General features: G+C 62.2%; 15 protein-coding genes. 11 read left to right on the plus strand and 4 right to left on the minus strand.

The window, feature by feature from the left end:
* Positions 1 to 433 precede the first annotated feature (433 nt).
* The 5 genes from DX912_RS09525 to DX912_RS09545 all read left to right on the plus strand — a co-directional run bounded on the left by DX912_RS09525 (position 434) and on the right by DX912_RS09545 (position 5,058).
* Entirely contained in the window at positions 434 to 2,752 is a 2,319-nt protein-coding gene (locus DX912_RS09525) for a nitric-oxide reductase large subunit (RefSeq protein ID WP_115842359.1), read from the plus strand.
* 154 nt (positions 2,753 to 2,906) lie between these two features.
* The gene (locus DX912_RS09530; protein ID WP_115842266.1) at positions 2,907 to 3,677 is read left to right on the plus strand and encodes a helix-turn-helix domain-containing protein; all 771 of its coding nucleotides are present in this window, start codon (positions 2,907 to 2,909) and stop codon (positions 3,675 to 3,677) included.
* 267 nt (positions 3,678 to 3,944) lie between these two features.
* The gene (locus DX912_RS18790) at positions 3,945 to 4,019 is read left to right on the plus strand and encodes a PAS domain S-box protein (protein WP_220340789.1); all 75 of its coding nucleotides are present in this window, start codon (positions 3,945 to 3,947) and stop codon (positions 4,017 to 4,019) included.
* A complete protein-coding gene (locus tag DX912_RS09540) occupies positions 4,004 to 4,285 on the plus strand; it encodes a diguanylate cyclase family protein (RefSeq protein ID WP_115842267.1) in 282 nt (93 codons plus the stop codon). Before DX912_RS18790 ends, DX912_RS09540 begins: the two co-directional genes overlap by 16 nt.
* 296 nt (positions 4,286 to 4,581) lie before the next feature.
* Positions 4,582 to 5,058 carry a hypothetical protein gene (locus DX912_RS09545; protein WP_147298613.1) on the plus strand — a complete coding sequence of 159 codons (477 nt, stop codon included), beginning with the start codon at positions 4,582 to 4,584 and terminating at the stop codon, positions 5,056 to 5,058.
* A 76-nt stretch (positions 5,059 to 5,134) separates the two neighbouring features.
* Here DX912_RS09545 and DX912_RS09550 read toward each other — a convergent pair whose 3' ends face one another.
* Positions 5,135 to 5,818, minus strand: coding sequence for a hypothetical protein (locus tag DX912_RS09550; protein ID WP_147298614.1), 684 nt, complete (start codon positions 5,816 to 5,818; stop codon positions 5,135 to 5,137).
* Between the two features lie 418 nt (positions 5,819 to 6,236).
* On the opposite strand from DX912_RS09550, the gene DX912_RS09555 reads away from it, so the two are divergent.
* Positions 6,237 to 6,719 (plus strand): hypothetical protein, encoded by a 483-nt coding sequence (locus tag DX912_RS09555; protein ID WP_147298615.1) that lies wholly within the window; start codon positions 6,237 to 6,239, stop codon positions 6,717 to 6,719.
* Positions 6,720 to 6,954: 235 nt separating this feature from the next.
* Here the strand turns inward: DX912_RS09555 and DX912_RS09560 are convergent, their stop codons facing one another.
* The 3 genes from DX912_RS09560 to DX912_RS09570 all read right to left on the minus strand — a co-directional run bounded on the left by DX912_RS09560 (position 6,955) and on the right by DX912_RS09570 (position 8,968).
* A complete protein-coding gene (locus tag DX912_RS09560; protein WP_115842271.1) occupies positions 6,955 to 7,410 on the minus strand; it encodes a carboxymuconolactone decarboxylase family protein in 456 nt (151 codons plus the stop codon).
* A gap of 203 nt (positions 7,411 to 7,613) precedes the next feature.
* On the minus strand, positions 7,614 to 8,174 hold the full coding sequence (locus DX912_RS09565) for a dihydrofolate reductase family protein (RefSeq protein ID WP_115842272.1): 561 nt from the start codon (positions 8,172 to 8,174) through the stop codon (positions 7,614 to 7,616).
* Positions 8,175 to 8,290: 116 nt separating this feature from the next.
* Complete coding sequence (locus DX912_RS09570) at positions 8,291 to 8,968, minus strand: class I SAM-dependent methyltransferase (protein WP_115842273.1); 678 nt, start codon at positions 8,966 to 8,968, stop codon at positions 8,291 to 8,293.
* Positions 8,969 to 9,020: 52 nt separating this feature from the next.
* Here DX912_RS09570 and DX912_RS09575 point away from each other — a divergent pair, with 52 nt between their 5' ends.
* The 5 genes from DX912_RS09575 to DX912_RS09595 all read left to right on the plus strand — a co-directional run bounded on the left by DX912_RS09575 (position 9,021) and on the right by DX912_RS09595 (position 14,994).
* Complete coding sequence (locus DX912_RS09575) at positions 9,021 to 9,446, plus strand: Rrf2 family transcriptional regulator (RefSeq protein ID WP_115842274.1); 426 nt, start codon at positions 9,021 to 9,023, stop codon at positions 9,444 to 9,446.
* A gap of 10 nt (positions 9,447 to 9,456) precedes the next feature.
* Positions 9,457 to 10,347, plus strand: a complete 891-nt coding sequence (locus DX912_RS09580) for an NAD(P)/FAD-dependent oxidoreductase (protein WP_115842275.1) — start codon at positions 9,457 to 9,459, stop codon at positions 10,345 to 10,347.
* Between the two features lie 585 nt (positions 10,348 to 10,932).
* A complete protein-coding gene (locus tag DX912_RS09585; protein WP_115842276.1) occupies positions 10,933 to 13,095 on the plus strand; it encodes a type I secretion system permease/ATPase in 2,163 nt (720 codons plus the stop codon).
* Complete coding sequence (locus tag DX912_RS09590) at positions 13,092 to 14,513, plus strand: HlyD family type I secretion periplasmic adaptor subunit (RefSeq protein ID WP_115842277.1); 1,422 nt, start codon at positions 13,092 to 13,094, stop codon at positions 14,511 to 14,513. The genes DX912_RS09585 and DX912_RS09590 overlap by 4 nt, the downstream gene beginning before the upstream one ends.
* A gap of 16 nt (positions 14,514 to 14,529) precedes the next feature.
* Positions 14,530 to 14,994 (plus strand): hypothetical protein, encoded by a 465-nt coding sequence (locus tag DX912_RS09595; protein WP_147298616.1) that lies wholly within the window; start codon positions 14,530 to 14,532, stop codon positions 14,992 to 14,994.
* The last annotated feature ends 1 nt before the right edge of the window (position 14,995 follow it).

Raw genomic sequence — 14,995 nt, forward strand, 5'->3', positions numbered from 1 at the left:
GAGGCAGCCTTGCTCGCAGCGGACGCACGTCTAGATCAGCGCGATGAGGTTTCGGTCAAGTGTACGAACGGAATTCGCTCTAGCGTGGATTTCCCTGCTGCGAGCGCACCCGTCGCCTGCAGAGCGCGTGGGGTTATGGCGGCTTTCTCGCTTAGTGCTTCGGTTGGTGTGCGGTGAGCATTCACCATGGGTTTGATCCCGCGCGCCAGCCTACCGCTGCTTACCGAACTTACCTTCCTCAGCGACGCGTGTCGCCGTCGTGGGCACGCGAGTGAAGGGTGTGGAGCGTGCCTTGCTAGCTTCCTGCGCATGGATGGTCTCTGGACTGCGAAGCCTAGGCAGCACGGATCGGCTATTGCCCCGACACTTGACATGGGTTTAACCCTTTCGCATACCACGTGGGAAAGGATACTGCGACTCAGTGGAGGTCATCATGGATAGTACCCGCAAGCTGTGGTTCGGATTAGGGGCGCTACTTGTCGCCTCGTTCGCTGTCCTTCTATGGGCGGGCACCGAGATATTCAGGGCGGCGCCACCAGTGCCGGAGCGTGTGGTGTCGGAACAAGGCGACGTGCTGTATACCCGAGCCGACATCGAAAAAGGACGTCAGGTTTGGCAGTCCATTGGCGGCATGCAGCTGGGCTCCATTTGGGGACATGGCGGGTACGTCGCGCCGGACTGGAGCGCTGACTGGCTCCACCGCGAGGCGATTGCGGTCCTGGACGGTTGGTCTCGGGCCCATGGTGCCGAATCTTTCCGGAAACTCCCCAGTGAGCAGCAAGGCATGCTGCGTGCGCGCTTGGAAACCATTGTTCGGCGCAATACCTACAACCCCGAATCGGGAACGATCACCGTCTCCGCAGAGCGCGCGGCTGCAATGCAGTCGGTCGCATCGCACTACGTTAGTCTGTTCGGCAATGGCGCGGACACCGCAACGTTGCGGGAAGCCTATGCCATGAGGAACGATACGGTGCCGGACGCGAGCCATCGGCAAGCGCTGACAGCGTTCTTCTGGTGGACGGCGTGGGCGGCCGGTACGGAGCGCCCTGGAGTTACCGGCGAGACGCTGGCTCCGGAGCAGGAAGGGGTGGTGCCGCAACGGGTCACCTACACCAATAACTGGCCAAGCGAGCCACTCATCGGCAATCGCCCCCCGCCGTCCCTTTGGGTGTGGTCGGCGTTCAGCGTGCTGTTCCTTATCGCAGGCATCGCGCTGCTGGGCTGGCACCACGCCCGTACGCATGAAGAAGCACCCGCGTCTTTCCCTGCGACGGATCCGCTTGCGAACATGCGCATCACGCCGTCGATGCGCGCGACCGCCAAGTATTTCTGGGTAGTACTTGCGCTGTTCCTGGTGCAAATAGTGCTTGGTGCGATCACCGCCCACTACCAAGTTGAGGGGCAGAATGCGTACGGCTATGCGCTGGCCGACGTGTTGCCATATTCCATCACTCGCACCTGGCACACGCAGCTGGCCGTCCTCTGGATCGCCGTGGCGTGGCTCGCGACCGGTCTGTACATCGCTCCGGCTTTGTCTGGCCATGAACCCAAGTTCCAACGCTTCGGTGTCAACTTCCTGTTCGTCAGCCTGCTGGTCATTGTGGTGGGCTCCTTTGCCGGCCAGTGGCTGGCCGTCATGCAGAAGCTAGGGCTCGAAAACAACTTCTGGTTCGGGCATCAGGGCTGGGAGTACGCCGACATGGGCCGCTTCTGGCAGTGGTACTTGTTCATCGGCTTGCTGCTTTGGCTGACCCTTGTCGGCCGTGCGCTGTGGCCCGTCTTGCGCGGGCCGAAGACCGAGACCCGAACGGTGGTCGGGCTTCTATTTCTGTCCACTGTTTGCATCGGTCTCTTCTTCGCATCGGCGCTGATGTGGGGCGAACACACTCATATTTCGGAAGTTGAGTACTGGCGTTGGTGGCTGGTCCACTTGTGGGTCGAGGGGTTCTTCGAGGTATTTGCTGCCGCGGTCATGGCGCTGATTTTTGTGCGTCTCGGGTTGGTTCGCGCAAGCTCCGCCTCAACAGCCGTGCTCTTCGCCACTGTCATCTTTATGGCAGGCGGTGTCTTGGGGACGCTACATCACCTCTACTTCGTCGGCACGCCCACGGCAGTAGTGGCGTTGGGGGCAAGCTTCAGTGCACTGGAAGTGGTGCCACTGGCTTACATTGGGTTCGAGGCCTATCACACCTACCGGATGGGCAAGGCGACCCCCTGGATGGCCCGCTATCGCTGGCCGATACTGTTCTTCGTCGCAGTTTCGTTCTGGAATCTGGTTGGCGCTGGGCTCTTCGGGTTCCTCATCAATCCGCCGCTCTCGCTGTACTACATGCAGGGCCTGAACCTTACGCCTCTCCATGGGCACACTGCGTTGTTCGGCGTGTACGGCATGCTTGGAATCGCGTTGGTCCTGTTCTGCATGCGCGGTCTGCGGGGCCAGGTTCAGTGGGACACGCGGGCGCTCAAGACGGCATTCTGGTGCCTGAACATCGGATTGGCGCTGATGGCGGTTCTGACACTATTACCGCTTGGAACCCTCCAGCTGCTGGCGGCCATCGAGCATGGCTACTATTACGCGCGCTCTGCCGAGTTCATGCAGAAGCCGATAGTGGACATGCTGGTGTGGATGCGTGTGCCGGGCGACGTGATCTTCAGCGTAGGCGCGGTCGCACTGGCGTGGTTCGTGTTCAGGCTCTGGGTTGCGGCTCGACCCGTGCGGGCCATTGATGGTCTGCCGGAGGGCGAGTCGTAGGAGCTCCGCCGCGCCGGACGCGTGCAGCGTGCCGGCGCGGAATTCAACTGGTGGCGTAACTCCATAAGAGAAGCGCCCCAATTCTCTACTCATACTCGATGCTCATATTGGAGGCGGTTGCTCTACTGGCATCACGACCGACCAAAGGCCCCTAATGAGTGATCCACAAGTAATCGACCTCGAAGCACTCCGGCGTCGATGTAGCCAATGCTCGTTACAACAGCTCTGCCTGCCAGCAGGCGTATCAGCGCAGGACCTCGATCAGCTCGACTCCATGGTTCGCCGGCGCAAGACCGTAGGAGCTGCGGAACGCCTCTTCCGCGCCGGTGACAACTTCGCCGCTGTCTACGTCGCGCGCGAAGGTGCATTCAAAACCGTATGCATAAGCTCGGAGGGCGAGGAGCAAATTGTCGGGTTTCATATACCCGGGGAGATCATTGGCCTCGATGCAATGGGTGAAGGTCGGCACCGCTGCGAGGCGATCGCACTAACAAAGGCGAACGTGTGTGAAGTTCCGTTCGCTCAGTTGACAGAGATTGCCGCGCGGGTTCCGGGACTGCAGCGCCAGCTACTGCGTGTGATCGGCAAGGACATCAATCGCGCTCACGAGCACACTTCCAACTTAGCGGCTCGCCGAGGCGCGCATGAGCGGCTGGCGCTGTTCCTGCATGGGCTTTTGCAACGATATCGTCTCGTCAACGGCAAGGCATCAAGCACGTTCAAACTGCCGATGAGCCGGGAGGATATCGCCCGCTACCTGGGCATGGCTAACGAGACGGTTAGTCGAGCTTTTGCCCGTCTTCAGACGGACCGGGTGATCGTTATAGCGGGACGCCGAGTGGATGTTCTGGATGAGGATCTACTGACCCAAGCCGCGCATCCCGTTGATGAGATCGATCGGGCCACACCTCGCACCGCTAGTTGAAACGTCGTGGTACACGTTCCCCGGGGCCAGTGCCGTCTGATCAAACCAAGTCAAAATGCTGTGTCTGGGACTGCCATGCCCGAGTTCCTGACGATGGGGTGACTTCGTCTCTTCGCGCCACTTGTGCACTCGTCTGCCACACTGCGGCCCAAATATCTCGTCCGAACAACATCGTAGCGCCATGCTGTCCGTCGATCATCCTGACCATTTGAAGTCTCTCATCGAGGATGCCTATTCGGAGTTGTAGAGGCGGATGCTGCCGGGCGGATGCTCTATGTCAATCCAGCTTGGTGCTCCATGCTGGGCTACACACGGGATGAGTTGCTGTGCAGGACGTCCTAGAGATCGCGCATCCAGAATCGATTGGCCCAACGCAGCAACTGATTTCGACCCTGCACGCGCAGGCGCCGTCCGGCACGCTCGAAAAGCTCTACGTGCGCGGCGACGGCACCGTGTTGCATGCCCGGAGTAGCGTGAGCGCACGCTTCGACGACTCGGGACAACTGGAATCGGTCACCGCCTTCATTGTGAATGAGTCCGGGCAGGTGTCAGCGCTGCAGAAGGCGGAACAGGCAGAAGATCGGCTTAAGGATGCGCTGAGTATCTGACGAATGATCGCTTGGGAGTGGGACATTCGATCTCAGACGCTCGTTTCGTCCTCAGCCCCGTCCGAGTTCTTGGGCGCGGATATACGCCGACCGGAAGACTTCCTGAAGGTAGTGCGAGCGCGTCGCGCAAGCAATGAGTCAGGATGCACGCGAGATCGCCGTGTTTCAGTGAGTCTCGCGGGCAGCCGCCTGTTTGGGGATGACCGCTCATGCCGAGAATGCCGGTGGGGCAGAGATTAGGCCTGTTTATCGGGGGTAGGGGAGGAGCGAGAGGGCTCTGTCAAACCTCGAGCTCAGTGCACCGCGCCGACGATGTTAATGTCCGCTTTCGACCCAAAGCCGACATGAGGGGAAGGCGAATGCGGGTAAAAGGATTTGTGATCCTGCTGGCGGCTTGTCTGCCGATGATCGGCACGGCAGCCACGATTGAAAAGCCGATCTACGGGAAGTTCGGCGGGATCCCGCTCGACGAAAGCCCAATCATTTCCCACATGCTGTTCGGCACGCTGCCAGACGGCAGTCCGACACCTGCCAGGATCGACGAGCACACGGTTCGCGTCGTTCTGTCGAATGTTCTGGGGACTGGCCTGTTCGGCGTGGAGGATGTTGATTGCAGCAAGGGGACGAAGCTGACCGTTGGCATTGGAGAGTGGGGAAACATCGGGCCCTCTCCGGTGGTGGAGAAACCATTCAAGCTGCGGAAGATGCACCCGAAAGCCGTTGAAACGTATCGCGAAGCTTGCTCGGTAGCGGGCGTCTCGCCCGACTGGTGATGATGGGAGCCCGCTGATTTCGGCCGTGCTAATGCCCGCTTTCGCCCGAAGCGAACGTGATCAACTCACAGCTGGCTCACCGAGGCATGCGCGCCTTCATCTTTTGCAGCATGTCTACCCGGTTTTCCTCATCCGATACGGCCCATTGCTGCTGCGGGATCGTGATGTCCCCCCGCTCACGCGACCGGCCTTCCTTGGCGGCCAGACCGCTCCGGATCGCCTGCATCCCGTGCAGGGCCATCCAACGTCGATCGTAGGCGGGCGGGTTGGCGCGGTCCCAATTCACGGCGCGATTCATCTGTGTCCACACGACGTCCATATGCTGGGGCGCATAGTCTGAGAAGCCCTTGTTGAATGCCTGCACCAGCTCCAGCAGACCAGTCTTTGCTGTTTCATCCAGCAGGATGGAACTGTCGTTAACCGCGCGAACCCGTGCAAGGACATACCAGTAGGTAGCTTCTTCCGGCTGGTCGTCCGCGTAGAGAGCCTTGGAGATCTCGAAGAGAACCGGGGGGGCATAGTGGTTGGGACGCGCGATGGCCTGTTGCAGGGCCTTGTCGCGAACGCCTTCATCCGAGGACCTTAACAGTTGCAGCATGCCCTTCGTGGCCTGCGTGTTGATCTCCGCGAACTCGTCCTGCGATTCCACATACACGATCTTTCCAAGCGGTTGTCGCGATGGAGGCTCCTCCCCATACGCGTTGATGCTTATTGCCAGCAGCAGCGCGATTCCGACGACACAACCTCGATCCATTCCCATGCCCCGTCCCTGCCGTGTGTTCCCGCGGATCAGGCCGCATGCCGGGCAAAATTTCAAGTGGTCGAGAGGAAGGAGGCCGCGTCGCATGAGCTTTCAGAATGACAGCAGAATCCGCTTCTGGCCGTTAGCGGACATTGGGCCGGGCAAGCCCTCCTCGGCGGTGCTAATGTCCGCTTCCGACTTATATGGGCCACTCAAGGCATCCGCGAATGTCAGACATGCCTTTCCTCACGCCTCACTTCTGGCTGCTTCTAGTTCTCTATCCCGGCGTGGCCGGGGCACTCTACTTCCATATCAAACTGAAGAGGCTTGCGTTCGCTGCGAGACTTGGGGAGCTGTTAGCAGCGTTTACCGGCGAGCATGTCGGGAGCCGAGGCTTCTGATCTGCCTGTACGGCCCAACGCTGGTGCACGTCGACTTGAAGTTCGTGAAGTCTTCGGACTTGACACGTCTCGTCGAACGCCCAGCGGTGCTTTTCGCACGCGATTCGGGGCAGCTCGAATCGATCCTCGAAGCGGCAGCCATCGAGTGGCCCAACGCGCCGCCCGAGTGGTTCGAGCAAAGAGCGTGGATCTGGCTGCACTACGGAGCGGCAAAGCTGGCGCGCGGCGAAGTGTTCGAGGCGCTGGGAATGCTGGCGTTTTTTCGGGATCAGGTGCTTGGACCGATGCTGCATCGTCGGGCAGGGCGCCCGCAACGTGGCGTTCGCAGGATCGAGATGCTCGGCGGGTCCGCCATGGGGCGGCTCGCAGGAACCATCGCAACCTTCGATGCAGAATCCGTGCGTGCTGCATTTCTCAAAGCAATCGACATGTACCTTGATCTGCGCGCGGATGAGCCACCGCCTCAGCCGGTTGCGACCATGCCTGCAGCCATTCGGAACTACCTAGCGAAAACGTGATCGTTTCTGCTACGAAAGGCTGGGCCACTTGAGGTGGCCCAGCTTCTTCGGTCTCACTTCTTAGCGGACATGTCGTGAGGTGGGCGCTATAGCGCGGGGTATTCGTGTGCTTCAGATCGAGGCGTAGGCACGCCGATCAACCGGCGAATCACCGCTGCTGGTCGATAGCGGACATTCATAGGCGGAGCGCCGACAGACCAGCGCAAGAATCCAGCCAGACGCCGCGGAGATCGCGCTATGCGTGTGCCTTGGCGCGGGGCTTCAGTCGGAAGCTGATCCCCAAGCGGTTGATCGCATTCATCGCCGCAACAGTCAGCGTCAGATCCACGAAGTCCTTTTCGGAGAACGCCGCTGCGGCCGCAGCGTACGCCGCGTCAGAGGCGTGCGTCTCGCTTACGCGCGTGACTTCTTCGGCCCACGCCAAGGCTGCCCGCTCCTGCTCCGAGAACAGGTACTCAGCCTCGTGCCAGACTGGAACAAGGACGACGGTGTCCACCGACATCCCTTCCTTGATGAGATCGCGAGTATGGATGTCGATGCAATGGGCACACCCGTTCAGCTGGGAGACCCGCAAGAACACCAAGTGAATCAATTTGGCCGGCAGGGCTGTGCCCGTCGTGACGAAGTGGTGGAGGGCCCCGATTGCCTTGGCACCCTCGGGGGAAACCGTAAACCAATTAGCGCGTTTCATTGTCGAAGTCCGTGTTGAGGAGGTGCTGAGCTGCCGTTTGACAGCCCAACAATCCTGTGGACGCCTAAGCGTCGCAGTTCGTGACAGGCTGGCAGATCAGCGGTGCGCGAGCAGACTTCGGGTCTTGGTTGTCCGTGGAACTTCATGAATCGGCGGCGCCCAGAGTGCCTCCGCCGGGTCATCTGGCGGTGCCTCAGATGGGGCTAGTGGATATCCTTCAGAACGCTGTACGTCAGCTCTGCAAACCCGGTACCAACCTGCGTTGCCGAGATCAGGGCTAGGCCGGGGCTGAGGAGTCGTCGCGGGAACAACGGTTTCCCGGATCCGAGGGTCGCCGAGCCGATTTGTACGGTGATCTCGTCCAGCAATCCGGCGTCATGAAATTGCGCGGCGAGGCCACCGCCGCCCATAACCCACACATTCTTGCCGTTGGCAGCCGCGAGCATTTGAGTATGAACCACGCGCACGTCGCCATTGGCGAACGTCACGTTGGCACCTTCAATCGTGGGCAGGGTGCGGCTGGTGAAGACCCAGGTCGGTTGGGTGTATGGCCATGCCGATCCAGTCGCTTCGGAGACGCTGCCTGCATTGCGCAGGATCCATTCGTAAGTCGATGATCCCATCGCGATCGCACCGACGCCCTGGATGAAAGACGGATAGCTGGTCTCGTTGATGTCGCCTAGCGGAAACAACCATTCCAGTGAATCGTCTTCAGTGGCAAGAAAACCATCGAGGCTCGACGACGTGTAGTACTGCGTTTTCAAAGCAGCGTCCTCCTTGGGAAAGGATGTGGAACCTAGGAGCCTGTCGTCTCACGGCATGAGACCCAGGTCCGCCTCTGGCCATAGCGGACCAGCCCCTTGGACGTGCCCTTCAACGGCTATGTTTCCCGGCGAGCGACCCAGCCCCGAAAGGTGAACGCTGCGTAGAACAGTTCGGGCGGCGTGAAACCTGCACGCTCCAGCAGCGATTCCTCCTGCGCCGGTGAAAGCAGGGGTAGCCGCCTGCCGATCCCTTCCGCGGCGCGCCGCGCGTCGGCATACGCGACGCCGGAGGCTGCCGCGAACGAAGCATAGCGGCCCAGCCAGCGCGTTCTTTCCTCGGGCTCCTGCGCAATGCTGTGGTGCGCCACGACGAGTGGAGCACCTGGCTTGAGCCGCTCGCGAAGTTGCCGCAATGCATGAAGGCGTTCCTCGAGGGTGAGAAAGTGCAGGGTAAGCAGGCAGGTTGCGCCGTCGAAGGGGCCTGCAGGCGCGGCATCGATCTCCCCGTGTATGAATTCCACGCGTGACGCGAGTGGGCCAAGCGTGTTCTCCGCCAGTGCCAGCATCGGCGCGTATGGGTCCACGCCCACGAATCGCCATCCCGGCCGCGCGTTCGCAAAGGCCCTCAATTCGAGCCCGCCACCGGCGCCGAGCACCAGGATGCGGCCGTCGTCCGGAGCGTGTTCGGCAAGCAGCAGGTGGGCCATCCGATGCAGGGCATGCAAACCGGGAACCTGCCGCACCGGGCCCTGCGCGTAACGCGCGACGGCGGTGGCGTCGTGGAAGGAAGACATGAGCGGATCTCGCGAGTTGACCGTCCGCCCATTATGTAACACCATTTGTTACATGAAACGCGACAGCCGGCTATCAGCCGTTCTCCACGCATTGCTGCACATGAACGAACACGGCGCGCCGATGACCTCCGAAGCCCTGGCGCAATGCCTCGGGACGAACCCGGTTGTCGTCAGACGCACCATGGGCCTGCTGCGCGAGGCGGGCCTGGTCGCCGCCGAGCGCGGGCATTCCGGCGGCTGGCGCATCGTGGCCGACCTGTCTTCCGTCAGCCTGCGCCAGTTGCACGAAGCGCTGGGCGAGCCTGCCCTGTTCGCCATCGGCAATCGCAACGAGCATCCCCAATGCCGCGTCGAACAGGCGGTCAACGCCGCGCTCGACGATGCCTTCGAACAGGCCGAATCACTGCTGCTGCAGAAGTTCGAGTCCATCTCGCTTGCCGACCTGGCCGCCGGCTTCGCGCGCAGGCGCAAGTGCTGAGGAACGCTGTATGAAGTACGACGTCATCGTCATCGGCGGGAGTTACTCGGGCATGGCGGCGGCGCTGCAGTTGTTACGCGCCCGACGAAGCGTGCTGATCGTCGATGCAGGCAGGCGGCGCAACCGCGCGGCGGCGCATTCGCACGGATTCCTTGCGCAGGACGGTGCCGACCCGGCCGACATCGCCCGCGTGGCGAGGAAGCAGCTGGAGGCGTATGCGACGTTGAGCTGGCGCGACGGCGAGGCGGTGAGCGCGACGGGCGAGAAGGACGCTTTCGAAGTAGTGCTGGACGATCGCAGCCAGCATTACGCGCGACGGCTCCTATTGGCCACGGGCGTCTCGGACACGCTTCCCAACATCCCCGGGTTACAAGACCGGTGGGGACGCAGCGTGTTCCATTGCCCTTACTGCCACGGATACGAACTGCAACTCGGGCAGATCGGCGTCATCGCCACCGGACCGATGTCGATCCACCAGGCGCAGATGCTGCCGGAATGGGGCAGGGTGACCTTCTTCCTCAATGGCGCGCTGGAACTGGATGCGGCCGCCGCGAAGGACTTGGCTGGCCGCGGCGTTTGCGTCGAGGCCACCTCGATCGCGAGCATAGAAGGTCACGCCGATGTCGTGCTGGCGGACGGCCGACAACTTCCGTTTGCAGGCTTGTTCACTGCGCCGCGAAACGCGCCGTCCTCGCTGATTGCCCAAGTTGTCGGCTGTGATCTGATTGAAACGCCATTCGGAACGCAGATCGGCACGATCGACTCGAAGGAAACCAGCGTCCGTGGCGTATACGCGTGCGGCGATGCGGCGCGATCCCCGCACTCGGTATCGCTTGCCGTCGGCGACGGCGCATGGGCCGGCGCGCAGCTGCATCGATCGCTGATCCTGCCAGCGCTGTGAAGCGAGACGTTCCGCGACCTACCTAGTCGGGAAGCGGTCGATGCTAATGTCCGCTTTCGACCCAAAGCGGTCATGTCCGAGCGCGCCATTCTGCTCATGGGAGTCAGATGAAGAGCAGACCACTGCGAATCCTTTTTGGAGCAGGAGCATTCGGCATGATTGGGCTCTTCTGCGGAGTCTTTCTGTCGTTGGTGCTGATGGGACCCGACGCGGTTAAAGGCGGGTGGCACGTTGGCTATTGGGTTGGCTTTGCGATCGGCTTGCCGATTTCCATTCGGTACATGAAGTAGGCTGCTGACGTCCGCTTTTGGCCGATAGCGGTCATCCAGCGGGGGCGGGGGATTAGGAAGCTTTATCACGGGTAGAAGAGGGGACCTGCGGTTGTTATCGGCAACCGATCGCTGGGACCGGCCTTTCCGACGTGCCCCATTGCCTCGGTCCCATGGAAACTGTGCGTCTTGCCCCAGTTGCTAGCTCGACACACGCGATTTGCATTGCAGGGCTCCACATAGACTTGACAGCCGCAGGGCGAGTTGCGGATGCTCGCCGCTCGGGGAAGGACTCGGTCCACAAGGATTGCGGACAATGGCACAGTGCAGTGCGGTGCTTTCCATTCTGGAAGGCGCTCCAGAGTGCGTCGCAGTTGATCAGGGCTTGCAAGGACTCGTGCTCCTTGCGCAATTCCATGGAGTAGCGGCCGATGCCGCGCAATTGGCGCACGAGTTCGGCCGCAATGGCGAGCAGTTCGACGAAACCACACTCCTGCTTGCGGCGAAGAAGCTTGGGTTGAAAGCCAAGGTTAGCGCGCAGCCGGCGTCTCGGATCGCGATGGCGAGCCTGCCGGCACTCGCCCTATTGCCCGACGGCGATGCGTTCATCGTCGCCAAGGTCAACGGCGAACAGGTGCTGATCCACGACCTCGCCGAGAAACGGCCGCGGACGATTTCGGCCGACGAGTTTCAGGCGCGGTATGGTGGCCGCCTGCTTCAAATCGCGTCGCGCGCTTCCGTGCTCGGCAATCTGGCCAAATTCGATTTCAGCTGGTTCATTCCGGCGGTGGTGAAGTACCGCAAGCTGCTGCTCGAAGTCTTCATCGTGTCCTTCTTCATACAGCTGTTCGCGCTCGTGACGCCGCTGTTCTACCAGGTGGTGATGGACAAGGTACTCGTGCACCGGGGGCTGACGACGCTGGATGTCATCGCGATCGGCCTGGTGTCGATGGCCATCTTCGAAGTGGTGCTGACCGGCCTGCGTACGTACGTTTTTTCGCACACGACCAGCAGGATCGACGTGGAGCTGGGGGCGCGCCTGTTTCGCCACGTGCTGGCGTTGCCGCTGGCGTACTTCGAATCCCGCCGCGTCGGCGACACCATCGCTCGCGTGCGGGAGCTGGAGAACATCCGCAGCTTCCTCACTGGGCAGGCGCTGACCTCGGTGCTCGACCTGTTCTTCACCGTCGTCTTCCTCGCGGTGATGTTCTACTACAGCGGTTGGTTGACGTTGATCGTCGTGCTGTCGCTGCCAGCGTACGCGCTGATCTCCGCCGCCATCACGCCCGTACTGCGCAAGCGGCTCAACGAGAAGTTCGCGCGCGGCGCAGACAACCAATCGTTCCTCGTCGAGACGGTCAGCGGCATCGGTACCGTCAAGGCGATGGCGGTCGATCCCCGCGTCACGCGCACCTGGGACAACCAGCTGGCCGGCTACGTCAACGCCGGATTCGGTGTCACGCGCGTGGCCACGCTGGGCCAGCAGAGCGTGCAGTTGGTGCAGAAGCTGGTGAGCGTGGCGATCCTGTTCTGGGGCGCCAAGCTCGTCATCGAAGGCAAGCTCTCCGTCGGTCAGCTGATCGCCTTCAACATGCTGGCCGGACAGGTCGCGGCGCCGATCATCCGCCTCGCGCAGCTGTGGCAGGACTTCCAGCAGGTCGGCATTTCGGTCGAACGCCTGGGCGACATCCTCAACACCCGTACCGAAGTTCCCGGCAGCCGCATGGCGCTCCCGGCGATCGAGGGGCGGGTAACGTTCGAGCGCGTGTCGTTCCGCTATCGGCCCGATGCGCCGGAGGTGCTGACGGGCATCGACCTCGACATCAAGCCCGGTGAAGTGATCGGCATCGTCGGTCGCTCGGGTTCGGGCAAGAGCACGCTGACCAAGCTGGTGCAGCGGTTGTATACGCCCGAGCGCGGGCGCGTGCTGGTCGACGGACAGGACCTGGCGTTGGCCGATCCCGCCTGGCTGCGTCGCCAGCTGGGCGTCGTGCTGCAGGAGAACTTCCTGTTCAACCGCAGCGTGCGCGAGAACATCGCACTCAGCGATCCCGGCATGCCACTGGAGCGCGTGATCCATGCCGCGCAACTGGCGGGGGCGCATGACTTCATCACCGAACTTCCGGAAGGCTACGACACCAAAGTCGGTGAGCACGGCACCGGCCTGTCGGGTGGACAGCGTCAGCGCATCGCCATCGCGCGCGCGCTCATCACCGATCCGCGCATCCTGATCTTCGACGAGGCGACCAGTGCGCTCGACTACGAGTCGGAGCATGCGGTGATGCGCAACATGCGGTCGATCTGCAAGGGACGCACGGTGCTCATCATCGCGCACCGGCTTTCGACCGTGCGCCACGCCAATCGCATCGTCGTGGTGGAGAAGGGGCGGATCGTCGAAAGCGGCAGCCATGCCGAACTGGTCGATCGACCCGACGGCCATTACGCGCACCTGCACCGGCTGCAGTCGGGGGAAGCATGAAGCACGTCCTGCACGGCCTTCGGGATTTCGCGGCGCGGTACGTCGATATATTCCGTTCCGCATGGAAGATCCGCGCCCAGCTCGATCCGCCGCAACGCACGGCCGATGAACGTGCGTTCCTTCCTGCACACCTGGAGCTGACCGAAGCGCCGGTGTCTCCGACAGCACGCTGGACCATGCGGATTATCGTGGCGTTCTTCTGCGTCGCGTTGCTGTGGGCCTGCATCGGGAAGCTGGACATCGTCGCCGTGGCACCGGGCAAGACCGTCGTCGATTCGCGCACGAAGGTCGTGCAGCCGGCGGAAACCGGCGTGGTCCACCGCATCCTCGTGCGTGATGGACAGGCGGTGAAGCAGGGACAGCTGCTGATCGAACTGGATGCGACGGCCACTGGGGCCGAGCGTGCACAGGCGAGCGAAGCGCTGGTGAACGCGCGCCTGGCGGTGTTGCGCCTGGACGCGCTCGCTACGTCGCTGCAACGCAATGCGGCGCCGGCCCTGACCGCCGCTGCGGATCTCCCGCCTGACCGAATGAACGCCGAGAAGGCGCTCGCGCGCAGCCAGTACGAGACCTACCAGGCCAAACGTCAGGCACTCGAGGCCAACATCGCCCAGCGACACGCCGAACTGCGCACGACCGGGGCGACCATCGCGCCGCTGGACGAATCGGCGCGCATCTCGAAGGAACGTGCGCAGGACTACGGCAAACTGGTCGAAGGCAAGTACGTCGGCCGCCACGAGTACCTGTTGCGCGAGCAGGAGCGCATCGCCGCCGAGCGCGACCTCGCCACCCAGCGCAACCGCGTGCAGGAGATCCGGTCGGCGTTGAGCGCGGCCGAAGAAGAGTTGCGCGTGCTCGTCACCGACACGCGCCAGCAGACGCTGGACCAGCTGCGGCAGGCGACCGAGCAGGTCGCGCAGCTCACGCCGGAAGTCGCCAAGACGGGGCAGCGCGACAGGCTGATGGCCTTGCGTGCACCCGTCGACGGCACCGTGCAGCAACTTGCCGTGCATACCGTCGGTGGAGTGGTGACGCCGGCACAGCCATTGATGGTGGTGGTGCCGAGCGAGGAAGCACTGGAGGTCGAAGCGACGATCCTCAACAAGGACATCGGCTTCGTGCGTGCCGGACAGCCGGTCACTGTGAAGGTCGAAAGCTTCCCGTACACGCGTTACGGCTATCTGAAAGGAATCGTCGCAAGCGTGTCCCACGATGCGGCGCAGGACGAGCAGTTGGGCCTGGTGTTCCCTGCACGAGTCCGGCTCTCCGGCGCGAGCCTCAACATCGACGGCGTGGAGGTAGGGTTGACGCCCGGCATGGCGTTGAGTGTCGAGATCAAAACGGGGAAGCGGCGCGTGATCGACTACCTGCTCAGTCCATTGCGGCAACACGGAACCGAAGCATTGAGGGAACGCTGAAATGCGTGGACGGAAGATGATTCAGGGACGTTCGAGGCTGTTCGTCGTCGGCGGCGTGGCATGCGTAATCCTGCTTGCTGTCGCGGCCCGGCCCGTGGCCAACTTCGCAGGCGTGTGCGTTCCGCAGATGCGCAGGCTGGACAGGGACGAGCAGTTGCAGCACGTGTATGAGTACTTGAAGGCACGCAATCTTCAGACAGCGCGTGGCGTGGACGGCCAGATCGTCGAGAAGGTCAACAACGGTTTTGGTTACGCGTCCTATGCGGACTTCGCGCGCGCCAACCCCGAGTGCTGCACGTTCTCTCTGAAGGGGCCGGCTAACCTGGAGATCGCGCCCATGAGGCGATTGACCGGCGCACGCCGCTCCTTCGTGCGCGTCGAGTATCGAGCGAACTGGGACGGGTCGAACCTCTCCAGCCAGATGAAAACACGCCATCTGCTCATCTCGAACTGCGGCGAGGTGGACGAGATCACCCCATAGC

The sequence above is a fragment of the Lysobacter soli genome (assembly GCF_003382285.1).
Taxonomy (GTDB): domain Bacteria; phylum Pseudomonadota; class Gammaproteobacteria; order Xanthomonadales; family Xanthomonadaceae; genus Lysobacter_J; species Lysobacter_J soli.